Origin of the sequence: Pseudoduganella rhizocola (assembly GCF_045984285.3) — a bacterium.
Lineage (GTDB): Bacteria > Pseudomonadota > Gammaproteobacteria > Burkholderiales > Burkholderiaceae_D > Rugamonas.
This window is the reverse complement of sequence record NZ_JBJQIK030000002.1, coordinates 550,295-574,030: the sequence shown is the minus strand read 5'-3', so window position 1 is coordinate 574,030 and position 23,736 is coordinate 550,295. Positions and strand designations below refer to the sequence as shown.

27 protein-coding genes and 2 tRNA genes are annotated in these 23,736 nt (G+C 63.0%); 5 read left to right on the top strand and 24 right to left on the bottom strand.

Going from position 1 to position 23,736, the window contains the following annotated elements:
• Positions 1-11: 11 nt before the first annotated feature.
• The 7 genes from ACJRPG_RS06355 to ACJRPG_RS06325 form a co-directional block, all read right to left on the bottom strand.
• On the bottom strand, positions 12-752 hold the full coding sequence (locus tag ACJRPG_RS06355) for a LytR/AlgR family response regulator transcription factor (protein ID WP_407999199.1): 741 nt from the start codon (positions 750-752) through the stop codon (positions 12-14).
• Positions 749-1,825 (bottom strand): sensor histidine kinase, encoded by a 1,077-nt coding sequence (locus ACJRPG_RS06350; RefSeq protein ID WP_407999198.1) that lies wholly within the window; start codon positions 1,823-1,825, stop codon positions 749-751. The genes ACJRPG_RS06355 and ACJRPG_RS06350 overlap by 4 nt, the downstream gene beginning before the upstream one ends.
• Positions 1,825-2,538: a LiaF transmembrane domain-containing protein gene (locus tag ACJRPG_RS06345; protein ID WP_407999197.1), complete on the bottom strand. Its 714-nt coding sequence runs from the start codon at positions 2,536-2,538 to the stop codon at positions 1,825-1,827. The genes ACJRPG_RS06350 and ACJRPG_RS06345 overlap by 1 nt, the downstream gene beginning before the upstream one ends.
• The gene (locus tag ACJRPG_RS06340; RefSeq protein WP_407999196.1) at positions 2,539-2,901 is read right to left on the bottom strand and encodes a LiaF transmembrane domain-containing protein; all 363 of its coding nucleotides are present in this window, start codon (positions 2,899-2,901) and stop codon (positions 2,539-2,541) included.
• Positions 2,902-3,089: 188 nt separating this feature from the next.
• Positions 3,090-3,257, bottom strand: coding sequence for a hypothetical protein (locus tag ACJRPG_RS06335; protein ID WP_407999195.1), 168 nt, complete (start codon positions 3,255-3,257; stop codon positions 3,090-3,092).
• A 14-nt stretch (positions 3,258-3,271) separates the two neighbouring features.
• The gene (locus ACJRPG_RS06330) at positions 3,272-3,433 is read right to left on the bottom strand and encodes a hypothetical protein (RefSeq protein ID WP_407999194.1); all 162 of its coding nucleotides are present in this window, start codon (positions 3,431-3,433) and stop codon (positions 3,272-3,274) included.
• 208 nt (positions 3,434-3,641) lie between these two features.
• A complete protein-coding gene (locus tag ACJRPG_RS06325; RefSeq protein WP_407999193.1) occupies positions 3,642-4,523 on the bottom strand; it encodes a LysR substrate-binding domain-containing protein in 882 nt (293 codons plus the stop codon).
• Positions 4,524-4,816: 293 nt separating this feature from the next.
• Between ACJRPG_RS06325 and ACJRPG_RS06320 the strand changes: the two genes are divergently transcribed.
• Positions 4,817-5,377 carry an FxDxF family PEP-CTERM protein gene (locus tag ACJRPG_RS06320; RefSeq protein WP_407999192.1) on the top strand — a complete coding sequence of 187 codons (561 nt, stop codon included), beginning with the start codon at positions 4,817-4,819 and terminating at the stop codon, positions 5,375-5,377.
• A gap of 45 nt (positions 5,378-5,422) precedes the next feature.
• Here the strand turns inward: ACJRPG_RS06320 and ACJRPG_RS06315 are convergent, their stop codons facing one another.
• The 11 genes from ACJRPG_RS06315 to ACJRPG_RS06265 form a co-directional block, all read right to left on the bottom strand.
• Positions 5,423-6,265 carry a formate dehydrogenase accessory sulfurtransferase FdhD gene (locus ACJRPG_RS06315; RefSeq protein WP_407999191.1) on the bottom strand — a complete coding sequence of 281 codons (843 nt, stop codon included), beginning with the start codon at positions 6,263-6,265 and terminating at the stop codon, positions 5,423-5,425.
• A 1-nt stretch (position 6,266) separates the two neighbouring features.
• Positions 6,267-6,611 carry a hypothetical protein gene (locus ACJRPG_RS06310; RefSeq protein WP_407999190.1) on the bottom strand — a complete coding sequence of 115 codons (345 nt, stop codon included), beginning with the start codon at positions 6,609-6,611 and terminating at the stop codon, positions 6,267-6,269.
• An 11-nt stretch (positions 6,612-6,622) separates the two neighbouring features.
• Complete coding sequence (locus ACJRPG_RS06305; protein ID WP_407999189.1) at positions 6,623-7,912, bottom strand: formate dehydrogenase subunit gamma; 1,290 nt, start codon at positions 7,910-7,912, stop codon at positions 6,623-6,625.
• 14 nt (positions 7,913-7,926) lie between these two features.
• A complete protein-coding gene (locus tag ACJRPG_RS06300) occupies positions 7,927-8,166 on the bottom strand; it encodes a hypothetical protein (protein WP_407999188.1) in 240 nt (79 codons plus the stop codon).
• Positions 8,163-8,792 carry a formate dehydrogenase FDH3 subunit beta gene (fdh3B, locus tag ACJRPG_RS06295; protein ID WP_407999187.1) on the bottom strand — a complete coding sequence of 210 codons (630 nt, stop codon included), beginning with the start codon at positions 8,790-8,792 and terminating at the stop codon, positions 8,163-8,165. The genes ACJRPG_RS06300 and fdh3B overlap by 4 nt, the downstream gene beginning before the upstream one ends.
• Before the next feature lie 10 nt (positions 8,793-8,802).
• A complete protein-coding gene (locus ACJRPG_RS06290) occupies positions 8,803-11,766 on the bottom strand; it encodes a formate dehydrogenase subunit alpha (protein ID WP_407999186.1) in 2,964 nt (987 codons plus the stop codon).
• An 18-nt stretch (positions 11,767-11,784) separates the two neighbouring features.
• On the bottom strand, positions 11,785-11,982 hold the full coding sequence (locus ACJRPG_RS06285) for a hypothetical protein (RefSeq protein ID WP_407999185.1): 198 nt from the start codon (positions 11,980-11,982) through the stop codon (positions 11,785-11,787).
• A gap of 73 nt (positions 11,983-12,055) precedes the next feature.
• The gene (locus ACJRPG_RS06280; protein ID WP_407999184.1) at positions 12,056-12,676 is read right to left on the bottom strand and encodes a TorD/DmsD family molecular chaperone; all 621 of its coding nucleotides are present in this window, start codon (positions 12,674-12,676) and stop codon (positions 12,056-12,058) included.
• Positions 12,676-14,757, bottom strand: a complete 2,082-nt coding sequence (locus ACJRPG_RS06275) for a 4Fe-4S binding protein (protein WP_407999183.1) — start codon at positions 14,755-14,757, stop codon at positions 12,676-12,678. The genes ACJRPG_RS06280 and ACJRPG_RS06275 overlap by 1 nt, the downstream gene beginning before the upstream one ends.
• Positions 14,732-15,172, bottom strand: coding sequence for a DUF3306 domain-containing protein (locus ACJRPG_RS06270; protein WP_407999182.1), 441 nt, complete (start codon positions 15,170-15,172; stop codon positions 14,732-14,734). Before ACJRPG_RS06270 ends, ACJRPG_RS06275 begins: the two co-directional genes overlap by 26 nt.
• Positions 15,162-15,647, bottom strand: a complete 486-nt coding sequence (locus ACJRPG_RS06265) for a DUF3305 domain-containing protein (protein WP_407999181.1) — start codon at positions 15,645-15,647, stop codon at positions 15,162-15,164. Before ACJRPG_RS06265 ends, ACJRPG_RS06270 begins: the two co-directional genes overlap by 11 nt.
• A gap of 151 nt (positions 15,648-15,798) precedes the next feature.
• Between ACJRPG_RS06265 and ACJRPG_RS06260 the strand changes: the two genes are divergently transcribed.
• Positions 15,799-16,869: a type II asparaginase gene (locus ACJRPG_RS06260; protein WP_407999180.1), complete on the top strand. Its 1,071-nt coding sequence runs from the start codon at positions 15,799-15,801 to the stop codon at positions 16,867-16,869.
• Here the strand turns inward: ACJRPG_RS06260 and ACJRPG_RS06255 are convergent.
• Both ACJRPG_RS06255 and ACJRPG_RS06250 read right to left on the bottom strand, forming a co-directional pair.
• Positions 16,866-17,999, bottom strand: a complete 1,134-nt coding sequence (locus ACJRPG_RS06255) for a diguanylate cyclase domain-containing protein (RefSeq protein WP_407999179.1) — start codon at positions 17,997-17,999, stop codon at positions 16,866-16,868. The genes ACJRPG_RS06260 and ACJRPG_RS06255 overlap by 4 nt on opposite strands.
• Positions 18,000-18,154: 155 nt before the next feature.
• Positions 18,155-19,045: a LysR family transcriptional regulator ArgP gene (locus ACJRPG_RS06250; protein ID WP_407999178.1), complete on the bottom strand. Its 891-nt coding sequence runs from the start codon at positions 19,043-19,045 to the stop codon at positions 18,155-18,157.
• A gap of 96 nt (positions 19,046-19,141) precedes the next feature.
• Between ACJRPG_RS06250 and ACJRPG_RS06245 the strand changes: the two genes are divergently transcribed.
• From ACJRPG_RS06245 to ACJRPG_RS06235, 3 genes are all read left to right on the top strand, one after another.
• A complete protein-coding gene (locus tag ACJRPG_RS06245; protein WP_407999177.1) occupies positions 19,142-19,747 on the top strand; it encodes a LysE/ArgO family amino acid transporter in 606 nt (201 codons plus the stop codon).
• A 185-nt stretch (positions 19,748-19,932) separates the two neighbouring features.
• Positions 19,933-20,121 carry a hypothetical protein gene (locus tag ACJRPG_RS06240; RefSeq protein WP_407999176.1) on the top strand — a complete coding sequence of 63 codons (189 nt, stop codon included), beginning with the start codon at positions 19,933-19,935 and terminating at the stop codon, positions 20,119-20,121.
• Between the two features lie 84 nt (positions 20,122-20,205).
• On the top strand, positions 20,206-20,397 hold the full coding sequence (locus ACJRPG_RS06235; RefSeq protein WP_407999175.1) for a hypothetical protein: 192 nt from the start codon (positions 20,206-20,208) through the stop codon (positions 20,395-20,397).
• A 20-nt stretch (positions 20,398-20,417) separates the two neighbouring features.
• Here ACJRPG_RS06235 and ACJRPG_RS06230 read toward each other — a convergent pair whose 3' ends face one another.
• From ACJRPG_RS06230 to glmM, 4 genes are all read right to left on the bottom strand, one after another.
• On the bottom strand, positions 20,418-21,815 hold the full coding sequence (locus tag ACJRPG_RS06230) for a hypothetical protein (RefSeq protein ID WP_407999174.1): 1,398 nt from the start codon (positions 21,813-21,815) through the stop codon (positions 20,418-20,420).
• A gap of 267 nt (positions 21,816-22,082) precedes the next feature.
• Positions 22,083-22,159 (bottom strand) — tRNA-Arg (locus ACJRPG_RS06225).
• 51 nt (positions 22,160-22,210) lie between these two features.
• Positions 22,211-22,287, bottom strand: a tRNA-Pro gene (locus tag ACJRPG_RS06220).
• 91 nt (positions 22,288-22,378) lie between these two features.
• A complete protein-coding gene (glmM, locus tag ACJRPG_RS06215) occupies positions 22,379-23,731 on the bottom strand; it encodes a phosphoglucosamine mutase (RefSeq protein WP_407999173.1) in 1,353 nt (450 codons plus the stop codon).
• Positions 23,732-23,736: the final 5 nt, after the last annotated feature.

Genomic DNA, 23,736 nt, shown 5'->3' with positions numbered 1-23,736 from the left:
GTCCGGGTAACTTATTGGATGGCGGTGCGGATTTTTTGGTAGCCGCTGCGGCTGATGGGGAGACGGGGACCGGATTTCAGCACCGCGACGTGGCTGTCCTTGCTGACCTGCTCGATGCGGCTGACGCATTCGATGTTCACCAGGTAGCTGCGGTGGATGCGGAAGAACTTCTCCGCTTCCAGCTGCGATTCAAGCTCGCTCAGGCGCTGGTTCTTCAGCAATGCCTTGCCTTCCGTGTGCACTTGCACGTAGTCGTCCTGCGCTTCGATGTAGTCGATTTTCTCGGCCGGGATCACGTGCACCTTCGCCCCGTCGCGGATCAGCACCCGGCCCAGCGGCCTGGCGCGCGTGGAGGCCACATCGCGCACCACGGCTTCCACCGCCGCCTCCGTGCCGCGGTCGCCCAGGCTGGCGCGCGCATGCGCCAGCGCCTGGTCGAAGCGCTGCTGGCTGAAGGGCTTCAGCAGGTAGTCCAGCGCATGGTGGTCGAAGGCCTTGATGGCGTACTGGTCGAAAGCCGTGGCGAAGATAAAGCGCGTTTTGCTGCCCACCAGTTCCGCCACTTCAAAACCGTCCAGCTTCGGCATCTGGATGTCGAGGAAGACCAGGTCCGGCTCCAGCTCGGTGATAGCCTTCACCGCCTCGAAGCCGTTGCCGCATTCGGCCAGCACCTCCACATCACCATGTTCGGCCAGGTATTCGCGCACCACGCCGCGCGCCAGCATTTCGTCGTCGACGATGATGACTTTCATCGGTTTTCCTCTTCGCCCGTCTGCGCAGGCATCGTGATATTGACCTTGAAGCTGCCGTCTTCGCGCTCCCATTGCACGCTCGCTTCGTGCCCGTAAGCCGCCGCCAGGCGCTGGCGCACATTGCTCAGGCCTATGCCGTTGCCGCGCGCTTCGGGCAGGTCGGCGTCGATCGCGTTATGCACGGTGATGCGCAGCTGCGAGCCGTCGCGCCATGCTGCCACCATCACCAGCCCGCCCTCGGGCAACTGCCCGATGCCGTGCTTGATGGCGTTTTCCACCAGCGGCTGGATGATCATCGGCGGCACGCAGCACTCCAGCGCACCCTTCTCCACCGCCTCTTCCACAACCAGCCGCTCGCCGAAGCGCACTTTTTCGATCGCGAGGAAATGCCGGATCAGCACCATCTCCTGCTCCAGCGTGACCTTGCGGTGCGATTCCATGCCCAGGCTCTGGCGGAAGAAGCTGGCCAGCTGCAGCGTCATCTCGCGCGCCGCCTTCGGGTTCTGCGAAGTCAGCGCGCTGATCGAGTTCAGGCTGTTGAACAGGAAGTGCGGGTCGATCTGGGTGCGCAGCATGCGCAGTTCCGCGTCCTGCGCCAGCACCTGCAGTTCCAGCTCGCGCTTCTCCGCGTTCCGCGCCCGCACGAACTCGATCATCAGGTAGTTGATCACCGCCAGCAGTCCATACAGCAGCACGCCCAGCGTGAACAGCAATGCCATCAGCTGCGCATTGAACTCGATGCCCGCCCACCAAACGCCGAAAGACTGGCACACCAGGTTCCACAGCTGCAGCACGCCGATCCACACAAGGCTGATCAGCGCTGCCGCGGCGCCCAGCGCCAGCAGCACCAGGCCCATATGCTTGTCGCCGCCGAGGGGATTGGCGCGGCACAGGTAGTAGGCCGAGAAGCCTGCCGCCACCGCGAACAGCAGGGTGCCCGGCACCGCGAACAGCATGGCGTTCGGCACCGGCGACTGCGTGACCAGCGCGACAACCCTGCCCAACGCCGGCGCAATCAGCGACCAGATTGCCAGGTAGAGGGCCAGGCCGCGCCCTGTGAGCATCCTTTGCATCAGTTACGGACTTCCACGCCGCCCATGATGGCGTAGCCGCGCACGATCAGGCGCTTGCCGGTGCCCTTGGCCAGCACGGTCTTCTCGTCGAAGCCGCCCAGGATAGGCGTGCCTTCCAGTTCCACCTGCCAGTCCGCAGGGATCTTGATGGTGATGCCGCCCATCATGGCGAATACATGCACGTAGACGTCGCCATTGATCGAGGCATCGCGCAGATCAAGTTCGCAACCGCCCATCATGGCGGTGAGCTCGCCGCCACGGTAGTCCTGCGACACGCAGCGCCGTACCGATGCGCCCAGGATGGCCGTCATGTTGACGACATTGCCGCCATCCTCTTCCTTGCTCATGCCGAAAATGGCGTCGCCCGCGCCATCCTTGCGCTGCTTCGCGGAGCGGAACACCACCATCAGGCCGACCGCAATCATCACCAGCGGCGCCATCACGCGCCAGCTGATGTAGATCAGGCCCATTCCCTTCAACATCAGCAGCAGGCCAAACAACAGCAGTCCGCCGCCCACCAGCTGGGATTTCGAGCTGCGGGCCTGCATCAGCTTCAGCGAGCCCGCCACGATCAGGATCATCGGCCAGAACTGGAAATCGAAGTCGAAGTCCAGCCATCCGAGGTTATCCAGCAGGAACAGCATGCCGACCACAATGACCGCGACACCTACCACCACTTGCCCCGCCGGGCTGCGTTCGCGTCGGGTTCTCATTTACATCTCCTTGCTTTTGGAATCGAAGAATTTGTTGGCCAGCGGCTGCAGCACCAGGCACACGCCCGCCACCACCACCAGGATGGGCCAGCTGTTGAAGAAGGTCAGGCCCCACAGGTGCTCGCTCGCGGCATAGAACCATGCGGCGAAGGCCACCTGGCCCAGGCCGTCCATGAACTGCTTGCCGTCCGCCGGCAGGATCAAATTATTGAGGCCGAAAATCAGCAAGATCACTGGCCACCAGGTCCAGAGCATGCCCACTTCGAGCATGTCCTCGCGATTCATCAGGAAGGCCACGCCCGCCGCCACGATCAGCAGGCCCCAGAGGATCTGCTTGCGCGTTTGCTGCATCCCGTTTTTCATTTGCTGCTCCCCGTCTTGTGTTTAGTTGAACGTAACAATACGTGGGAACATGGGCGGCCGATACCGCTTTTCGGTGAATGGCGGCTGGGAACCGGTGAATGACGCAGTTTTCAGTGAATGGCGCCGTAAACGCCAAAAAAGCCCATCCCGGGAGGAATGAGCTTCTTGTTTCGAGACATCAGCCGGTATCAGGCTTGAGCGGAGGCGGCAGTCTGGCCTTTCTGGGCGTTGCGGTATTTCGCCTGGGCTGCGGCCTTCTTCACAGCTTCCATGGCGACGTTCGCTGCCTTGATGCGTTTCTTATCGTCCTTGCTGCGGTGCTGCGCGATGTCTTTGTTGCCGATACGTTTTCCCATTGCTTCCTCCTGTTTTACGACCTGCCGTTGCCGATTTTCTGCTCGAACATCATGAGGCCCCAGCCCAGTTGACGGCGGATTTCTTCCGGCGTCGGCGGCGGCTTCACTTCCTGTGAACGGCGTTCGAGGTACTCGCGCACTACATACTTCGATGGATGGTTCGTCTGCGTCGTCATGTGACCTCCCGTATCGGCGCTGAATCTGGTGCCGGCGCTTTAGGCGGCCGGACTTGCCTGCGGACGAGCGGACCTGCTTCGTTTTCTTGGATTCGCTGCATAGCGCATCAATCACGCAAGGCCAGTTTATGACGTGGGCATGACAGGCACCGTGCGGTATCGAACAAAATCACCGCCGCGCAGGGCTAATCGTGATGTGGGATCAGGCCTACAGCTTTTGCTGGAGGAATTCGAGGAAGCAGCTGATACGCTGCGCGAGCTGCGTGTTGCGGTAGTAGACAGCGTTGATCTGCTGGCGGTAGCCGGTGTTGAAGTCCTGCAGCAACGGCACCAGGCGGCCGGCTGCAATATCGGCGCGCGTCATGAAGTCCGCAAGGCAGACGATGCCCTGCCCTTCGATGGCCAGCTGGCGCAGCGTTTCGCCGCTCGATGCGGAAATGGCCGGCTGTACCGCATAGGTGTCGCCGCCGGTATGGCGCAAGGGCCACTGGTTGCCCAGTTCGTACTGCACGAAGCCAATCAGCGTATGGCGCGCGAGTTCGCCGGGGCTGTGCGGCCGGCCCTGCTGTTCCAGGTAAGCCGGGCTCGCAAGGATATGCAGGGGGCTCGAACTCAGGGGCCGCGCATGCAAGGTGGAATCGCTCAGGGCGCCGATGCGGATGGCGATATCGGTGCGGTGCTCGATCAGGTCGGCAATCTGGTCGTTGCTGCGCAACTCCAGGCGGATCTCCGGATACAGCCGGCGGAACTCCGCCACATGCGGCACCACGCAATGCAGCATGAAGGGCGAGGCCGCATCGACCGCGAGGCGGCCGGATGGCTGCTGGCTGCGGATGCGGATGCATTCCTCCATCTCCTCCATCGAGGCCAGGATGCTGCGCGCCTTGTCCAGGAAGAGCTGGCCTTCTTCGGTGAGTTCCATGCGCCGCGTGGTGCGGGTGAGCAAGGTGGTCTGCAGCTTTTCTTCCAGCCGCGACAAGGCACGGCTGACGCCTGAGGTGGTCTGTCCCAGATGCACCGACGCTGCGCTCAGGGTGCCGGAATCGACTACCGCAACAAAGATTTTCAGGTCGTCCGAATTGATATCCATCAGCCAATTATAACGGGGGCGATAAACCCCAATTTATGACTGCCGGAAATCAAGCGCGAAAAAGATTGAGCTTGACTTTACGGGACTTTGAGCAGGTGCCTGGGATGAGTAGCTTTTCGCTGAAATTACGGTTCATTAGTGTAGCAAGCATGCCCCAAGTCGAGATAATATAAATAACGTTATCAGAATTGCAAATTTTCAATTTCAACAGGCAATTGATTTTTCGGATGAGCATTTCTGGCAACGATGGTAACTACTCTCTGCAACAACAAACGAGTTCAAGGGGTATACAAATGAAGAAAGCGTTATTAAGCAAGGTAGCCGGTTCTTTACTTCTCTCCGCTGGCCTGCTGGCCAGCACCGGTGCAAGCGCTCAGACCACACTGACGTTTGACGCCGCAGGTAATGCCGTCTTCGGCATGACCCATGCAACTCCCGGCGTGGATTTCGAGGACGATTACCTGTTCTCGGTCGATGCGGCAACGATGGGTTGGGCCAGCGGCACTGCCGTGGTCGGCAAAACCTGGATCGATTCGTCCCGCCTTTCCAACTATGGGATCACGGAAATCACTTTCTTCCGTGTTGAAGATGACTCTTCGCGCACGATGCTGAGCACGTCCTTCACCACCGCCGGTGGTATCGAGTTCTATCCGATGGATGCGCTGATGTCGGGCAACTACGGGTTCACGGTGACTGGCAGCACCGCGATTCCGGACATGGGCGGCTCTTATGCCGGTACCCTGAACCTGCAAACGGCTCCGATCCCGGAACCTGCTACCTACGCAATGCTGGGCATTGGTATCGGCCTGCTGGCCTTTACCGCACGCCGCAAGTCGAACAACAAACTCGGCTGACCCCGGCGCACCCCGTTTCACCGACCCGCTGCGGCGGGTCTTTTTTTAAGCGTAGCGCAGCACTTCGGCCAGTTCCGGCGCGAAGACCAGGCGCTCCTTGCCGGTCAGCAGCAGGAAGTGCTTGCCGGTGCAGCGCGCCAGCAGCGTCATGCCGATGCGCTCGGCCACCATATGGCCCATCTGCGTGGTGCCGGAACGGGACAGCAGGAAGGGAATGCCCATCTGGGCGCCCTTGATCACCATCTCGGAAGTAAGGCGGCCGGTGGTGTAGAAAATCTTGTCGGCGCCGTCCATGCCTTCCAGCCACATCAGGCCGGCAATGGCGTCCACCGCATTGTGGCGGCCCACGTCTTCCACGAAATACAGCAGTTCGCCCCTGGCCGAGAACAGCGCGCAGCCATGCACGGAGCCGGCCTGCTTGTAGATGGACTGGTGGGTGCGGATGGTATCGACAATGCCGTACAGCGTGGACTGGTGCAGCCGCGCCGCATCCGGCAGGCGGATCTTGTCCACGTCGTCCATCAGGCCGCCGAACACGGAGCCCTGGCCGCAGCCGGTAGTGACGACCTTTTTGGATGTGCGCTCCTCCACATCGGCAATGCCGTGGCGGGTTTTGACGGCGACCGCATCCACGTCCCAGTCCACATGCACGGAAACGATATCGTCCAGCGAACGCACCAGGCGCTGGTTGCGCAGGTAGCCCAGCGTGAGCGCTTCCGGCGCCCCGCCCAGCGTCATCAGCGTGACCAGCTCGCGCTTGTCGACGTAGACCGTCAGCGGCCGTTCGGCGGGAATGGCAATGATGGACGCGCGGCCGCGCTCGTCCAGCACTTCGACTTCGCGGGTGAGGACGGCACTGGCGGCGGACAGTTCGGGACGGTATGCCATCTTAATTCTTGCCGGGCGGAGGCTGGCGCGCGCCCGCTTCCGGGCTCGGCTTGGAATCCGCGATGCCGACTTCCTTGGCTGCCGCCACCTGCGCCACATAAGGACCGGGATTCACACAGGCCGGCGTTTCCATCGACGGCTTGCCGCCATTTTTCTTGTGATACCCGGCCGCGATGCGGTCCTGCGCCAGGCAGAGCTGGTAGGCCATGGTCTTGTCGGTCCAGGCCTGCTTGTCTTTCACGGCGGCCGCGGCCGCTTTCTGTTCTTCGGTCAACGGCGGCAGCTTGGCCTGCGCCAGTCCGGCCAGCGCCAGCAGCGCCAGTGCAGCACATAGTTTCTGTTTCATGTCCGGTCTCCTCACACGGTTTTCGGCGCAGTGGAACTGACGGTGGCGGCGCCTTCCTGCGTTCTCACGCGCGGCACACGGCCATGCTGGATATCGTCGTACCACAGGTCGTGGTGCTCCACAGCCCACTCGTCGTCCACATAGCCGTCGCGCATGGCGCGGTAGGCGCCTTCCATGCCGATGGTACCCAAATAAATATGGCCCAGCGCCGCAGCCATCACCAGCACGGCAGCGGCGATGTGGACGATGTTCGCCACCTGCATCATGGCGCGCGTATAGTCCAGGCTCGGCACAATCCTGTTCAGCACGAAGCCGGAAGCGCTGACGATAATCCCCATCAGCACCACACCGCCCCAGAACCACAGCTTCTCGCCGGCGTTGAAGCGGCCCGCGTGCGGATGGCCCTTGCCGATGGCGCCGCCCAGCGTGAACAGCCATTTGAAGTCCGCCGCGATGGGGAAATTATCGCGCACATAGGTGATGAACATCACGATCAGCGAAATCGAGAACAGCGGCCCCACAAAGTTGTGGATGGTCTTAAGCGCATAGGTCAGGTAGCCGAACAGCGTGTGGCCGATGATGGGCATCAGCACGAATTTGCCGAACATCATGGTCAGGCCGGACAGCATCAGGATCACGAAGGTGATCGCCACCGTCCAGTGCACCATGCGCTCGGTGGGCGTGAAACGCTCGATCAGGCGGCCGGTGCGCGGGTGGCGCAGCTTGATGGGGCCTTTCAGCAGGTACATCGCGGCAATGGCCAGCATGGCCACAATCAGGAGCCAGCCGCCGATCTGCATCAGCGGACCGTTGCGGTACTGGCGCCATGCTTCGCCTGCCGTCGTGGCATGGCTCTGGCCGGGGAACTGCGCCTTCGGCTGGATCAGCACACCGGCCTCGGGGTACGGCAGGCTGACGTAGTTGGGCGTGCCCTGCTTCACCTGGCGCCAGGTGGGCGCCAGGTTGCCGGGCTGGTCGCGGGTGCGCTCGGCCTGGTTCTGTTTCAGGATATCGACCGATTCAACGCGCGGGGCTGACAGCATCGGCGTTTCGGCGTGCGCACCGGGGCCGGCTTTCGCAGCCGGCGCTTCACTGACGGGCTGCGCCTGCGCAGGCGCGCCCACCAGCGGTTTCTGCGCGGGTGGGCCCAGGTCGGGCTGCGGGTCCTTTGTGACGGGAGCGGCCGCCGTGGCGGCGGTATCCGCAGCGGCTGCAGGCGCTGCAGCCTTGTCCTGCGCGGCGGCGCTGCCGCCCAGCCCCACAGCGGCGCCGAGCAGGAGCATGGCAAGCCATCGTTTCATGGTGTGACCTCCGCTTATCGCGCGCTGATGCGGTTGTACTCGTTCTGCAGCTGGCCGCGTTCGCGCACCTGCTTGTTCCAGGCATCCTTCGAGCCCGGCGTCCAGCCCTTGGCCACGTTCATGTCGCCCGGCGCGCCCTTGTAGGCCGCGTCGTCCCCGCGTTCCACCGCGGCGCCGGCTTTCGCCTGGTCGATCTCGCCGCAGGCCGACAGGGCCAGCGCCAGCATGGCTGCTACAGCTGCGGTGCGCTTCATGATTTGCCTCCTTGCGGGCCAGTCGCCTCGGGGTTTGGCGATTTGCCGTAGGCCGTGCCCCAGCCCCACACTTCGCTGCCCTTGCCGCGCGTGATCACGCGGGTGCGGAAGATATCGGCAACCACGTCGCCGTCGCCGCCCAGCAGGGCCTTGGTCGAGCACATCTCGGCGCAGGCCGGCAGCTTGCCTTCGGCCAGGCGGTTGCGGCCATATTTTTCGAATTCCGCCTGCGAGCCGTTTTCTTCCGGACCGCCGGCGCAGAAGGTGCACTTGTCCATCTTGCCGCGCAGGCCGAAGGTGCCGTTGGACGGGAACTGCGGCGCGCCGAAGGGGCAGGCATAGGAGCAGTAGCCGCAGCCGATGCAGGCGTCCTTGTTGTGCAGCACCACGCCTTCGTCGGTGCGGTAGAAGCAGTCCACCGGGCACACCGCCATGCAGGGCGCGTCCGAGCAGTGCATGCAGGCCACGGAGACCGATTTCTCCTGCCCCACCACGCCGTCGTTGATGGTGACCACGCGGCGGCGGTTCACGCCCCACGGGACTTCATGCTCGTTCTTGCAAGCCGTGGCGCAGCTATTGCATTCGATGCAGCGCTCGGTATCGCAGATAAATTTCATGCGTGCCATGGTGTCCCCTTCAGGCGGTGAAACGTTCGATGTTGCAGATCGTTGTTTTGGTTTCCTGCATCATGGTGACGGAGTCGTAACCGTAGGTGGTGGCCGTGTTGACCGCCTCGCCGCGCACGATAGGCGCCGCGCCTTCCGGATAGAACTCCAGCATATCCTTACCCTGCCACCAGCCTGAGAAGTGGAAGGGAATGAAGGCCGTATCCGGTCCCACGCGCGGCGTAACCAGCGCGCGTACCTTGATGCGCGCCCCCGTCGGCGTGGACACCACCACGTATTCGCCATTGCGGATGCCGCGGTCGTTCGCTGCCTTCGGATTGATTTCGACGAAATTCTCCTGTTGCAGTTCGGCCAGCCATGGGTTGGAACGGGTCTCTTCGCCGCCGCCCTCGTATTCGACCAGGCGGCCGGAGGTGAGGATGATCGGGAATTTCTTGTCCAGCCCTGCTTCCACGTTCTTCTGCTGCACCGACTTGTACAGCGTGGGCATGCGCCAGAAGGCCTTCTTGTCGTCGTGCGTCGGGTATTTCGCCATCAGGTCGGGCCGGGTGCCGAACAGCGGCTCGCGGTGCACCGGCACCGGGTCGGGGAAATTCCATACCACCGCGCGCGCCTTGGCGTTGCCGAAGGGGTGCACGCCGTGCACCTTGAGGCAGACGCGCTGGATGCCGCCCGACAGGTCGGTCTTCCAGTTCTTGCCTTCCGCCGCCTTCTTCTCGGCTTCGGTGAGGTCGTCCCACCAGCCCAGTTTCTTCAGCAGCACGTGGTCGAATTCCGGATAGCCGGTGGTGATGTCGGCGCCCACGGAATGCGAGCCGTCTTCCGCCAGCAGGCTGACGCCGTCCTTCTCCACGCCGAAGTTGGCGCGGAAGTTGCCGCCGCCGTCCATCACGTGGCGGCTGTTGTCGTAGAGGTTGGGCGAACCGGGATGCTTGAGTTCCGGCGTGCCGTAGCAAGGCCAGGGCAGGCCGAAGTAGTCGCCCGTGAGGTCGTAGCCCGTGACCGGGTCCTTGCCGCCTTTTGCGCGCAAGGTCTTCACATCGAACAGGTGCATATTGCGCATATGCGCTTTCAGGCGCTCCGGCGACTGGCCGGTGTAGCCGATGGTCCAGCTGCCGCGGTTGATCTCGCGCAGCATGTCCTCCGGTTCCGGCTCCATCATGCCGCCCTTGCCCGGCACCAGCTTGATCTTCGCCACCAGCTGCTTGGCGAAGCCCAGCTTCTCGGCCAGCTGGTACATGATCATGTGGTCGGTGCGCGATTCGAACAGCGGCTCGATGACCTTCTCGCGCCACTGGATCGAACGGTTCGACGCCGTCACCGAGCCGGAAGTTTCGAACTGCGTGGCGGCCGGCAGCAGGTAGACGGCGCGGTTCGGATTGATCTCCTGGCCATCCACCTTCATCGCCGCCATGGCGGCGGTAGCCGATGGATAAGGGTCGATCACCACCAGCGTATCGAGCGCATCGAAGGCCTTCTTCATTTCCAGACCGCGCGTCTGTGAGTTCGGCGCGTGGCCCCAGAACACCATGGCCTTCACATTGCTGTCCTGGTCGATCAGCTCATTCTTTTCCAGCACCGCATCGACCCAGCGCGACACCGTGGTGCCGGACTTCTCCATCATGGCCTGGGAGGCGAACTGGCTCTTCACCCATTCGTAGTCCACGCCCCACACCGCGCACCAGTGCTTCCAGGCGCCGGCGGCAAGGCCGTAGTAGCCGGGCAGCGAATCCGGGTTCGGGCCCACGTCGGTGGCGCCCTGCACATTGTCGTGACCGCGGAAGATATTGGTGCCGCCGCCGGACTTGCCCACATTGCCCAGCGCGAGCTGCAGCAGGCAGGAGGCGCGCACGATGGCATTGCCGGTCGTGTGCTGGGTCTGGCCCATGCACCATACCACCGAGGACGGCCGGTTCATCGCCATCGTTTCGGCGGCCTTGAACACTTCCGCTTCCGGCACGCCGCAGGCTTCTTCCACGCGGTCCGGGGTCCACTTCATCACCTCTTCGCGCACCTTGTCCATGCCGAACACGCGGTCGTTGATGTACTGCTTGTCTTCCCAGCCGTTCTTGAAGATGTGGTACAGCATGCCGTACAGGTAAGGGATGTCCGAACCGGAACGGATGCGCACATACTGGTCGGACTTGGCCGCCGTGCGGGTGTAGCGCGGATCGACCACGATCATCTTCGCGCCGCCCTCCTTCGCATGCAGCATGTGCAGCATGGAGACCGGGTGCGCCTCGGCAGCGTTCGAGCCGATATACATCACGGCCTTGGAGAACTGCATGTCGTTGTAGCTGTTGGTCATGGCGCCGTAGCCCCAGGTGTTCGCAACCCCCGCCACCGTGGTCGAGTGGCAGATGCGGGCCTGGTGGTCGCAGTTATTGGTGCCGAAGAAGGACACGAACTTGCGCAGCAGCTGGGCCTGTTCATTATTGTGCTTGGACGAGCCCACCCAGAACACCGAGTCCGGCCCGTTCTTCTTGCGCGTGTCCAGCAGGCGATCCGCAATCTCCTGCAGCGCCACATCCCAGCTGATGCGCTGGTATTTGCCGTTCACCAGCTTCATCGGATATTTCAGGCGGTATTCGCCGTGCCCGTGCTCGCGCAGCGCCGCGCCTTTCGCGCAATGCGCGCCAAGGTTGATGGGCGAATCGAAGACCGGCTCCTGGCGCACCCACACACCGTTTTCCACGACGGCGTCCACCGCGCAGCCCACCGAGCAGTGGGTGCAGACGGTGCGTTTCACCTCATGCTTCGCTTTTGCGCCTGCGGCCGGCGCATCGGCCGCGCGGGCCTTGCGCAGCAAGGGCGTCTGCGAAATCGCCAGGCCGGCGCCAACGCCGATACCGGAACGTTTGAGGAAAGCGCGGCGGTCCATGGTAGGCAGCGCGCGCGACAGGCTTTCGCTCAGGCCAGCAGCGAAACGGCCGGACGAACGCTGGCCCGCAGGCCCTTTACGTGTCAGCAGCATGGTGAGTCCCCTTCCAACTCAGAGTTTGGCGGTACGGTAGTATTTTTTGATGTGTTCGCTAAGGCGGTATCCCGTACCGCCCGGATCTGCGGCTTCCGGCTCCGCAGCGGGAAGCTCGGCAGGTTTGGACGCCAACTTGACGGCGACACCGGCGGCGGCAACTGCGCCCAATCCGGTAAAGAAGCTTCGGCGTGACGGTTTTGCTTGGGTGGACATCCGTGTCTCCTCAGACAGGTTGTATTGCTCAATTATTACGTCTGTAAAACCTTAACACAATTAAAAATTTATTTCATTCCTGTAGCGATGCCATATCGAAGGCCTGCATCTCGATGGCGAAGAACGCCTGGGCCAGCCGCGCCACCGGAGCGTAGAAGCGCGCCTGCGGATGCTGGATAACGGTGGCGCAGAAGGCCTGCACCCAGGGCTGCATATGCGCGGCAAAAAATTGTTTCTGCGTTGCGATGCTGCCATGCAGCACATCTTCGCTGGTGATCAGGTGCCGCATCACCTCGCATAGTGAAGAGATATGGTCTTCACTTTCGGTGACGTCGTCTTCCCGCTCCAGGCCCAGGGCAAGCAGGTCCGAACGCAGCTGGGCCAGCGGCTTCTCCATCATGAAGCCCGACAGGTACCAGGAGCCGTACAGGAAGATCTCCGGCTTGCCGACGCCGATGAACAGCGCCTCGTATTCATCGCGCGCGCGTTCCGGATCGGACTCCCTGCAGGCGCGCTGCAGTTCGCGCCACACGTCCGGCAGTTCGCCCACGCCGTCCGACGGCGCCTCGGCGATGGAATCGAGAATCTCATTGGTGGGCGGCTGGTAGAACAGCACGGCCAGCAGGCCGTACAGGTCTGCGCGCGCGGCCTCTTCGCCACGGTCCGGCGTTTCGAATTGCAGGCTGGTTTCCATTAGCGCTTCACCTCAAAGATGGAGACTTCTTTTGCAGGCTGCATCATGTCGACCACGCGGCAGTCGCCGCACATGCGCAGCCGGTCCAGGTTCGCCGCAAAGGCGCCGTGCGAGGAAAGCTTTGCCACCATGTTCTCCACCATCTGCAAGGTGCCGAAGGGCTTTTCGCAGCGGATGCAGTGATACGGCTGCGCTTCGTTCATCACGCGCGGCTGCTTCGCTTCCGGCGCGAGCAGCAGGCGCGGCGTGAGCGAAATGGCGTTTTCCGGGCAGGTCTTTTCGCACAGGCCGCACTGCACGCAGTTGGTCTCGGTGAAGCGCAGCTGCGGCAGGCTCGGGTTGTCGGCCAGCGCGGATTCGGGACAGGCGCCGACGCAGGCCATGCACAGCGTGCAGGCGTCCTTGTTGACGGCCAGCGTGCCGAAGGGAGCGCCGGCAGGCAGCGCCAGCTCCTGCTTCGGCTGCGGCGCGTGCTTCAGCAGGTGATCGAACACGAAATCGAGCGTGGTGCGCTTGGCGGGCGCGATATTGAAAGCTGCCGCCTCCTGCGGCGCCTGGCCCGCTTCGCAGCGGCGCAGCGCGCTGTCCAGCGTGGCGGCATCGGCGGCCTGCAGCAGCGCGATATGTTCGCCTGCGTAGCCGAGCTCCGTAAGGATGGCTTGCGCAATGCCGATCTGCGCGCGCAGCGCATCGATGTACTGCGGCGCCTCTTCGCCGGTGCTCAGCACCATCACATTCGACGCGCCGTAGGCCACTGCAGCCAGCCAGATATCGATACCGGCCGACGCCACATGATGCAGCGCCAGCGGGATGATGCGCGCGGGCAGTCCGCGCAGCAGGCCGGCGCCGGCCTGCCGTCCGAGCTCCTGCACCAGCGCCGCCCCGCCCTGCTCGCTGTGCAGCAGCAGCGCCGGGCGCTTGCCGCCCGCCTTTGCATACGTGGACAGCATGGTGCGGATGCGCGCACCCTGGTCGGAAGCGCGGGGATAGGCATAGGTCAGCGCGCCCGACGGGCACACGGTGGTGCAGGCGCCGCAGCCCACGCACAGGTTGGGATTGACCTTGATATGGTCGCCATGATGGCTTACCGCCTGCGCGGAGCACACGTCGATACAGGCATTGCAGCCGGTTTTCTGGTTGCGGCTGTGGGCGCAGATGCTTTCCTTGTACTGGAAAAATTTGGGTTTGCCGAACGTGCCTACCATGCCGGCCATGGCCTGCGCCATGTCGGCCGCTTTCGCTTCCGATGTGCCGGGCGCGAAATAGCCCTGCGGCGGCTGGTGCAGCGTGATCAGGGGCTGCTCGCCCAGGTCGAATATGAGGTCGAACTCCGCCTCGCGTTCCGTATCGCGGCGCGCGAAATCGATGGCGCCGATGGCGCCGCAGGCGGCCACGCAGTCCTGATGCGAAGTGCATGCGCTCAGCCTGACCTGGTAATCGAGGCCAATCGCATTTTCGGGGCAGGCCTTCACGCAGGCATTGCAGCGCGTGCAGAGATCGAGGTCGATGGGATTGGATTGCTGCCAGCTGACGCTGAAGGCGCCAAGGTAGCCGCTGATCCTGACACCGCTGCCCGAATGCGTGGGCCAGTCGTGATGGGCAGGCAGCTGCGCGCCTTGCGTATCGGTGAGGAGCACGCTCACATCCAGCTGGCCCTGCAGGCGCTTCGCCCACGGCAGCACGCGCGCGGCAGGGCCGAGCAGCAAGGCGCGTCCTTCCGAATGGTATTCGACTTCCGGCACCGGCTCGGGGTCCGGCAGGCGCGCGGCGGCCAGCAAGGCCGCCATCTTCGGCGTGGCCTGCTGCGCTTCGGCGCCCCACCCTCCGGTTTCGCGGATATTCACGAAGCGGATCGGGGCCACGGTGTTCTTCTGCTCCGCCAGTTCGGAGAACAGCGGCTGTTCCTGGGTGCAGGCGACAACCAGGCGTTCGCTGCCATCCAGGGCTTCCAGATACTGGCCTACTTCGCGGCGGCACAGCTGCGATGCGGGCGCCAGCGGCGTGTCCAGCGCATCGCCAAGCGCCGCGCCGTCCAGCGGCATGGTACGGTTGCAGCTACATACTTTGATTCGGGCGTTCATCGTCTTCCTGGCTTGGGGCTTGGGCTTCTTCCTTCTTCTCCTGTTCTTCCTCGACGTAACGGAACAGGGGATTCAGCAAGTCTTTGGCATGGGTGAGCGCGGCCAGCATGGCGGCCGGGATCGGATCGGGCTTGCTGTAGTCGCCGATATAGATATCGAGGCCGTCCATCACGTTGAAGTGCGGGTCGGTGAACAGCTTTTTCATGGCGGCGCGGCGCACGCTTTCATCCACGCCGCGCGCAACGAAGGGAGTGAGGTCGTCGTGGTGGCCCAGGGCGGAAAGCTGTTCCAGTGTCGGCGCGGGAAGCGGCTCGGGTTCAATGGCTGGCGGCTGCTCCGCATCCGCGGGCGCCAGCTCGGCTGCGGCCTCCGTCTTGCGCCGCGACCAGCGCGCAAAGAAGGTTTCAGCCGCCATGGCGTTCTCCTTCGGCACGCGCCATGCGCTCCACGCCGGCGCCCCCTTCGAAGGAAGGCTTCCGGCGCTTGCGCTTGGGTTCTGGGCGGTACCACTCCTGCACGAACTGTTTCAGATGGTCGGCGATCCATTCCGGCACCGGCAAGGTATCCACCTGCTCCCCGCCATCCATCAGGCGCGCCGCCTCGTTATAGGACAGCGTGACGAAACGCGGAACGGCCACTTCCTGGCCGTCGAGCTGCTCGGGGCGCCACATGATGAACCAGCACGGTGCGCCGCTATCGGCGTTCAGGAAATAGCCTTCCGCCTCGTCGCTGTATAGCCGCAGCTCGAAACCGCTGAACAGCCAGCGCGTATCGTCCTCGCCGCCGCGCAGTTCCCGCGGCGGACCGGCCGGAAAGTCAGGCTCGATGAAAACTTCGAGAGGTGACCAATGGTAAGGCTGCCAGCGGCTCGCGAGCGGCTTTCGTTGCATCACGACCGCCAGCCTGAGTGCGTCTGTCTCCACTTCACCCCCACATGCATATTCTGCAGATACGCCAATATGCAACAAACAGCGTCTTATGCCAAGAGTAAATTGTTGATAAGATGCCCGTCATTCTTTTTCAACCCAAAAGGGAGATGGCATGCTTCGACAAAAAACGGCGCAGTACTTCGCGACACTGTTCGGCCTGCTGCTGCTTGCCAGCACTGCTGCAGCGCAAAAACTGCCTAATGTGATGATACTCGCCACCGGCGGCACCATTGCGGGCACCGGCGCCACCAGCACCACCACCGTTGGCTACACCGCGGCCACCGTGGGTGTGCAGCAGCTGATCCAGGCCGTGCCGGAGCTGACGAAAGTGGCGAATGTGACGGGCGAGCAGGTGTTCCAGATCGCCAGCGAAAGCATGACCAACGAGCACTGGCTCACGCTGGGCAAGCGCGTGAATGCGCTGCTCGCGCAGCCGAACGTGGACGGCATCGTCATCACCCACGGTACGGACACGCTGGAAGAAACCGGCTACTTCCTGAACCTGGTGGTGAAGAGCCGCAAGCCGGTGGTGCTGGTGGGCGCCATGCGCCCTTCCACCGCCCTCTCTGCCGATGGCCCGATCAACCTGTTTAACGCCGTGCTGGTGGCGGGCAGCGCCGATGCCGTCAACAAGGGCGTGATGCTGGCACTGGGCGACCAGATCCACGCTGCGCGCGACGTCACCAAAACCAATACCTCGACGCCGGACAGCTTCAAGACCCCTGAACTGGGCATGCTGGGCTATGTACAGGGCGGCAAAGCCTTCTTCTACCGCACGTCGACCCGCAAGCACACGGCCGACACGGAATTCGATATCAGCGCGCTGCAGTCGCTGCCGCAAGTGGACATCGTGTACGGCTACGCGAATATGAACACCGTGGCGCTGGACGCTTTCGTGGCCGCAGGCGCGAAAGGCATCATCCACGCCGGCACCGGCGACGGCAGCGTGGCAGCGAAAGTGAAGCCCGGCCTGGTCGCCGCGCGCAAGAAAGGGACCATCATCGTGCGCGGCAGCCGCGTCGGCAATGGCATCCTCGCACGCAACGGCGAGGCGAACGACGATGAGCTGGACTTCGTGGTGGCGGACACGCTGAACCCGCAGAAGGCGCGCATCCTGCTGATGCTGGCACTGACCAAAACGAACAGCACCAAAGACATTCAGCGCATGTTCTACACCTACTAAGATGCGGCGGGCACGCGCTTGCGGGCACGCTTCACTTCATACATATGCTGGTCCGACCGGGCCAGCAGTTCTTCCGCAGTCACCGAGTGATCCCGGCTCAGGGCCACGCCAACGCTGGCGCCGATGCGCACCGTATGGCCGTTGGCGTCCAGCGGCTGGGAGATGGACTGTAGCAGCGCCTCCTTGACCCGCTCCACCACTGCCGCATTGCCCTCGGGCTGCGGCAGCGCCACCACGAATTCGTCCCCGCCCATGCGCGCCGCCAGGTCGCTGGTGCGGATGCATTCGCGGATGCGGCGCGCGATCTGCACCAGCACCGTGTCGCCGGCCGCGTGGCCGTAGTTGTCGTTGATGGGCTTGAAGCCGTCCAGGTCGATGAACAGCACGGCCACCGGCGGCTGCCCCGGCTCCAGCATGCAGCCGAGCTGGCGCATGAAGCGGATACGGTTGGGCAGGCCGGTCAGCGGATCGTGCTCGGAAATGTAGTCGCTCTGGCGCCGCGCCTCCTCTTCGATTTTCAGGTCGCGGTGCAGCGCGTTTTTCAGCAGGAAGGCCTGGCGCGAGAAGCGCTCGCGTATCAGCAGCGAAAACAGGCCGATGAGATTGGCCGAGATCAGGAAGAAGCAATTGGTCGTCAGCAGCACCCATTCGCCGCGCGTGGGCATTTCCTGGCTGGCGACGGCCAGCCAGATATAACTGAGCGCCAGCAGGAAGCCGACCGTGCAGCCTATCCGCGGCGGCAAATAGGTCCAGGAATATAAAGCCATCGACACCAGGATCAGGCCCGCATAATAAGCACCCCATCCCAGGTCGCCGGGATGCGAGAACAGCATAATGGCTTCAATACCCGCGCCCCAGATCAGGTATTCGCAAATGGTAATGGCCTGGTAATGCCGGACAAAGAAATCCGGCCGGCTCTGCGTCAATACGAATATCAGCGCGGTCAGGCCCACCACAATAATGCGGATAACCCAGGCTTCAAACAAGGCGGATGGCACCGCCCATATATCGAGCACGCCAAAGGCGAGATACAGCAGCGAGCAGAGAATACTCGTGTGACGGGCCACCCGTCCTTTTTCTTTCGACAGGTCGGCCTGATACGCTTCTTCTAGGCGGGGTGGAAACGACAATGTGGAACCTTGGGCAATGGGAGCGGAATGTGCGATGGCATTAGCTTAGCAGCCCCGGCACGCTCCGCCGCCACGATGACGTACGGAAACTACAGTTTGCGCCCTTCTTGCGCCAGGAAATGGCGCGTTTCAACCAGAAAGCAGCACGAGCCCATCTACTCTTGGGTAAGCGCGGCCCGCGCAGCGTTGACGATTCGCTCACCGAGCCGTTCGATGTTCGGCGGCTGCACGCGCCAGGAGTGCCAGAACAGGCGCACGTCCTCATACTTTCCCGGCGCCAGATCGACCAGTTCCCCCTTCTTCAGCAGGTCGCCGTATTGCTGTTCCGGGAGCATGCCGTAGGCAATGCCGGCGCGAATGGCCTGCATGAAAGGACCGCTGGCCGGAACATAATGGACCGGGTAATGTCCCGGCAGCAGGCCGAGATAGCTGCGAATAAAATCCGTCTGCAATAAATCCTTGCGGTTGAATATCGCCACAGGGGCTTTTTTCGCCGAATCGCGATTAAAACCATTCGCGAACCATTTATCGCGGAATGCGGGCGAAGCCAGCATCCGGTAGCGCATTATTCCCAGCGCTGCAATGGCGCAGCCGCGCATCGCTTTGGACTGGGTGGAAATACCGGCTACCGCCGAACCATTTTCCAGCAGTTCGTATGTGTAGTTCTGGTCGTCGAGAATTATTTCCACATTCAGGTGCTGTTCGGCGAGGAAGCCGGCAATGGCAGGCAGCAGCCAGGTTTCCAGCGTGTCGTTATTGACGGCGATGGAGATATTGCTGGCCAGGGCAGCATCGCCGAGATCGGACAGGAAATCCTCTTCCAGCAGGCGGGCGCGGCGCAGGTATTGCAGCAGGCGCCGCCCCGCGCCCGTCGGACGGCAGGGCCTGCTCCGTACGAGCAAAGGGCTGCCCAGGGCACTCTCCAGCGCCCCGATACGCTGCGAGACGGCGGAAGGCGTGAGGTGCAGATGGGCCGCGGCCTGCTCGAAACTGCCCATGTCCAGCACCGCCAGGAAGGCTTCGCATTGCCGGGAATCGAACTTCATGGCCGTCCTTTAGAAAAATTAATGTTTGTGGAATTTTATTAATTTTACTTCACACCAGGAGGTACCGGCCCCAGCATACGTCTTCAAGGAGGACGTATGAGTACTTATCTGAGCGGTTTGGGGCTGGGCGCAAGCCTGATCATGGCGATCGGCGCGCAGAACGCGCATGTGCTGCGCATGGGAGTCCAGCGCCAGCATGTGCTGCTGACGGTGGCGAGCTGCATCGTGATCGATGCGGTTCTGATTTCGGCCGGCGTGGCGGGGGCCGGTTCCCTGATCCAGGATTCGCCGCTCGCCCTCACCCTGGCGCGCTGGGGCGGCGCCGCCTTCCTGGTGTGGTATGGCTTGCGCAGCTGGCGCAACTTATTGCGCAGTAATGCGCTGGATGCCTCGGACCAGGTGGCCAAGGTGGGCGCAAGAACGGCGCTGGCCAGCGTGGCGGCAATGTCCCTGCTCAATCCCCATGTTTACCTGGACACGGTAGTGCTGCTGGGCTCGATCGGCGGCAGCTATGAACCCGCGGAACGGCTGCACTTTGCGGGCGGCGCGATCACGGCTTCCCTACTCTGGTTCAGCCTGCTGGGTTTCGGCGCCGCACGCTTCGCGGGATTGCTGTCGCGGCCGCTGGCCTGGAAATGCATCGAAGCGCTGACCGGCGCCACCATGCTGCTGATCGCGGCCGGGCTGGCGCTGCGGGCCTAGCACAGTACATTTATAGCCCAGTTGACATTTCTCAACCGCATTGATTCAAAATCGCAACAGCTAAACGATTGCGCAATCGATAGCAAAAAATAATTACAGGCTCGACTAGCAAAACTGCACTTTGTTAACGATTTTCACGGCGGAGTTGCATACACTGGAGTTTCGACTTCGGAGGAAGAGCGACCATGGACCACCCAGCTACCATCTGCAATCGTAAAGACGAGCACCAGGCAGCCATCATCAACCATGGCCTGGCCCTGCAAGCAATCGCAGGGTCGGCGGAGGCGGTACGCTATCTCGTGGAACAGCGCGTGGAAAGCGAAACCATCAAGCGCGTGCTGACGGACTCGATGTCGCGCCGTACGCCCGATTAGCCGCCGCATGTGCGCTGGCGTACGTCAGCGCTTCCCGACTTTCGCTAGACTCTTACTATCATTATCGATAGCAAGGGATCAGTAATGCGCGGGCGTACCAACAGAAAGTATTCACGCATGGATGCCATCACGGCAAACCTCGTCAACCGGGGCCTGACCATCCAGGTAACGACCGGCCCCAGGGACGCCGTGCGCTTCCTCACGACCAATGGCATCGGCCTTGCCACCATCAGGCGCGTGCTGGCCTGCCCCAACCAGCGCAGGCCGCACGGCTGACAGCGTGGGGCCCGCCGGCCTCAGGGCTGGGTGACAGTCACCGTATAAACGCCCTCTTCCACAAAGGTATTGCTGGTGACAATAATCTCGTGGAATCCATCGAAGGTCGCGGTATAGGTCAGGGAGGCCGTGCCCGGCGAAGTCCGGCGCGCGCTCGCCACGGCCGGGCTGGTCGGCGTGCGGTCGTCGCGCAGGATCAGGTAGGGGCTGAATGCCGTGGTGGCCAGCGAGATCGACACCGTTTCCCCGGTCTTCAGCAGGAGCACAAGACGGTCTTCGTTGTCGCCCATGAAGGAACAGTTGCCGGCCTTCAGGTTCTGCGTGACCGTGCTGCCGAAGGTAGCGAAGATGATCGGGCGGCACGTCGCCGCATCGCTGATCGCATTCGAGAAGTCGTCGGTCAGGCTCAGCGTATAGCTGCCCGGCGCAGCAGGCGACGGCGTGTACACGCGCACCAGGAAGTCGCCGGCCGGCAGCGTGTATTGGAGCTCCAGCGGGTTCAGCGCAGCGGGGGCAAAGGCATCGCTCGGCATCTCGCCGACCACGCGCCCAGCAGCGGTAAAGATGCGCAGCTGGCGGCCGCTGGCGGCAGTCACTTTGGCGCGGAAGGATGTTGGGGCGCCCAGCTTCAGCGTGTATTCATCGTACAGACGGGCCAGCGCAGTGTCGCTGCAATCGTCCGTTGTCCACGCCCCCGCCACCGGCACGCCGATCACCACAGGCTGCTTGACGCAGCCGGCAGCCAGGGTGGCGTTGACGGCAATATCCACACTGGCGCTCGTGCCGGCCTTGGCCGTCAACTTCTGCACGCCAACGGCCGGGCCCAGCGTCCAGCCCGGTACGCGGGCCACGCCGGCAGCATTGGTGGTGGCAGTGGTGCCCGCGAGCACGCCACTGTTGGCGGCCACGGAGAAGGTAACAGCCGTATTCGCCACCGGATTATTGTTGGAGTCGGTGACGGTAACACCGGGCGCGGCCAGCACGGCGCCGATATTGCCGCTGGTGACATTGTCCGGCAGCGCGCTGATCTTGGATGGCGCACCGGCGGTCGCCTTGGCCGTCACGGTGGCTTTGGCGCTGGCGGAAGTGATGCTGAGGGTCTGGTCGCCCGCCGCCGTGCCCAGTGTCCAGCTGCTGATCGTCACCTTGCCCGCGCTGTCGCTGGTGTAGGCAGTGGTGCCCAGTGCGCCGCCTCCGGTGGCCACAGCAGCGGTGGCGCTTGCATTGCCAACCGGCGCGCCGCCTGCATCCACCAGCGTCAGCACAATCGGGTCGGCGACCTTGGCGCCGGCCACCGCAGTCTGGTTATTGCCACTCGTTACATTGATGCTGCTGACGACTGCCGGGCCATCATTGCCGCCGCCACAGGACACCAGGCTCGCCAACAAGATGCCGCTGCATAGCAAACGCAGATTCATATTTCCCCCGAATGTGATTATTAGTTTTGCCCAGGACACTATAATTTCCTGACTTCAAAACCTCAATCGAATTGGCGGTAGATGTCTCTTTTCTACCGCAAGTACAGTTGCGGCTCACTTGAAACGCTCCCAGCTCAAGCGCACGGCCTGATGCGCCTGGACAGCATGTCCTGCTCGAGCAGATCGGGCTCGTGGTGCATCGCGCCACGATGGCGCATTGGTGGGGATGTGGAACAGATGATGCAGGGCCTGCGCTGCCACACGTGATGGCCTGCCCAGCTGGGTTCGAACCAGCGACCCTCAGCTTAGAAGGCTGATGCTCTATCCAACTGAGCTATGGGCAGTAGGGGTACAAATGAAAAGCGGGCTGTACGTGACAGCCCGCTTGCGGAATGTGGTCGGAGTACAAGGATTCGAACCTTGGACCCCCTGCTCCCAAAGCAGGTGCGCTACCGGGCTGCGCTACACTCCGATAAGACCAATCATACTCGCTCCCCAGGGGGGCAGTCAATGTTGATGCCGTGCAGCACTCTCCTGGCTTGCCGCCTGCGCGGCAACGACGCTTAAGCGGCGGCGGGCAGTTCCACCTTGTCGGCAATCCGGCGCGCCATGCTCTGGGCGCGCTCGGCGTCGCGTGCTTCCACCATCACGCGGATCAGCGGTTCGGTGCCGGAGGCGCGGATCAGCACGCGGCCGGTATCGCCCAGCTCCTGTTCCACACGCTCTTTCTCCGACACCATGGCCGGATTCTTCTGCCAGTCGAAACCGGCGGGCACGCGCACATTGATCAGGGTCTGCGGGAACAGCTCCAGCGCACCGGCAATCTGCGCCAGCGTCTTGCCGCTGCGCTTCAGGGCGCTCAGCACCTGCAGCGCGGAGACGATGCCGTCGCCCGTGGTGTGCTTGTCCAGCGCCAGCAGGTGGCCGCTGCCCTCCCCGCCCAGGATCCAGCCCTTTTCCTTCATCACTTCCAGCACGTAGCGGTCGCCCACCTTGGCGCGCGCGAAGCCGATACCTTTTTCCCTGAACGCCACTTCCAGCGCCATATTGGTCATCAGCGTGCCCACGGCGCCCGCTACCGGGCCGGTAGCCAGGCGGTCCATCACCATCACGTACAGCAGTTCGTCGCCGTTATAGAGGCGGCCGTTGGCGTCGCACATGATGAGGCGGTCGGCATCGCCGTCCAGCGCGATGCCGAGGTCGGCGTCATGCGCCAGCACGGCGGCGGCCATGGCCTTCGGCGCGGTGGCGCCGTGGCCGTCATTGATGTTGAAGCCATCCGGCTTGTTGCCAATGGAGACCACTTCGGCGCCCAGCTCGTGGAACACGTGCGGCGCGATATTGTAGGCGGCGCCGTGGGCGGAATCGACCACGATTTTCAGCCCGCGCAGGTCCAGTTCATTCGGGAAGGTGCTCTTGCAGAATTCGATGTAGCGGCCGGACGCGTCGTCCAGGCGCTTGGCGCGGCCCAGCTTTTCGGAAGGCACGCAGCTCATGGGCTGGTCGATCTGGGCTTCAATGTCCAGCTCCACCGCGTCCGGCAGCTTGGTGCCCTGGTCGGAGAAGAACTTGATGCCATTGTCCTGGAAGGGGTTGTGCGAGGCGGAGATCACCACACCGGCCGAGAGGCGCAGCGCGCGGGTCAGGTAGGCGATGGCGGGCGTGGGCATGGGGCCGGCCAGCATCACGTCCACGCCGGCTGCGGCGAAACCAGCTTCCAGCGCCGCTTCCAGCATATAGCCGGAGATACGCGTGTCCTTGCCGATCAGCACCGTGGGACGGGCCGTGCCGGCGGTGGCCGTTTTCGCCAGCACCTTGCCTGCGGCATAGCCGAGGCGCATCACGAAATCGGGCGTAATCGGGGCTTCGCCCACCAGTCCGCGCACCCCGTCGGTGCCAAAGTATTTACGTGCCATGTTCT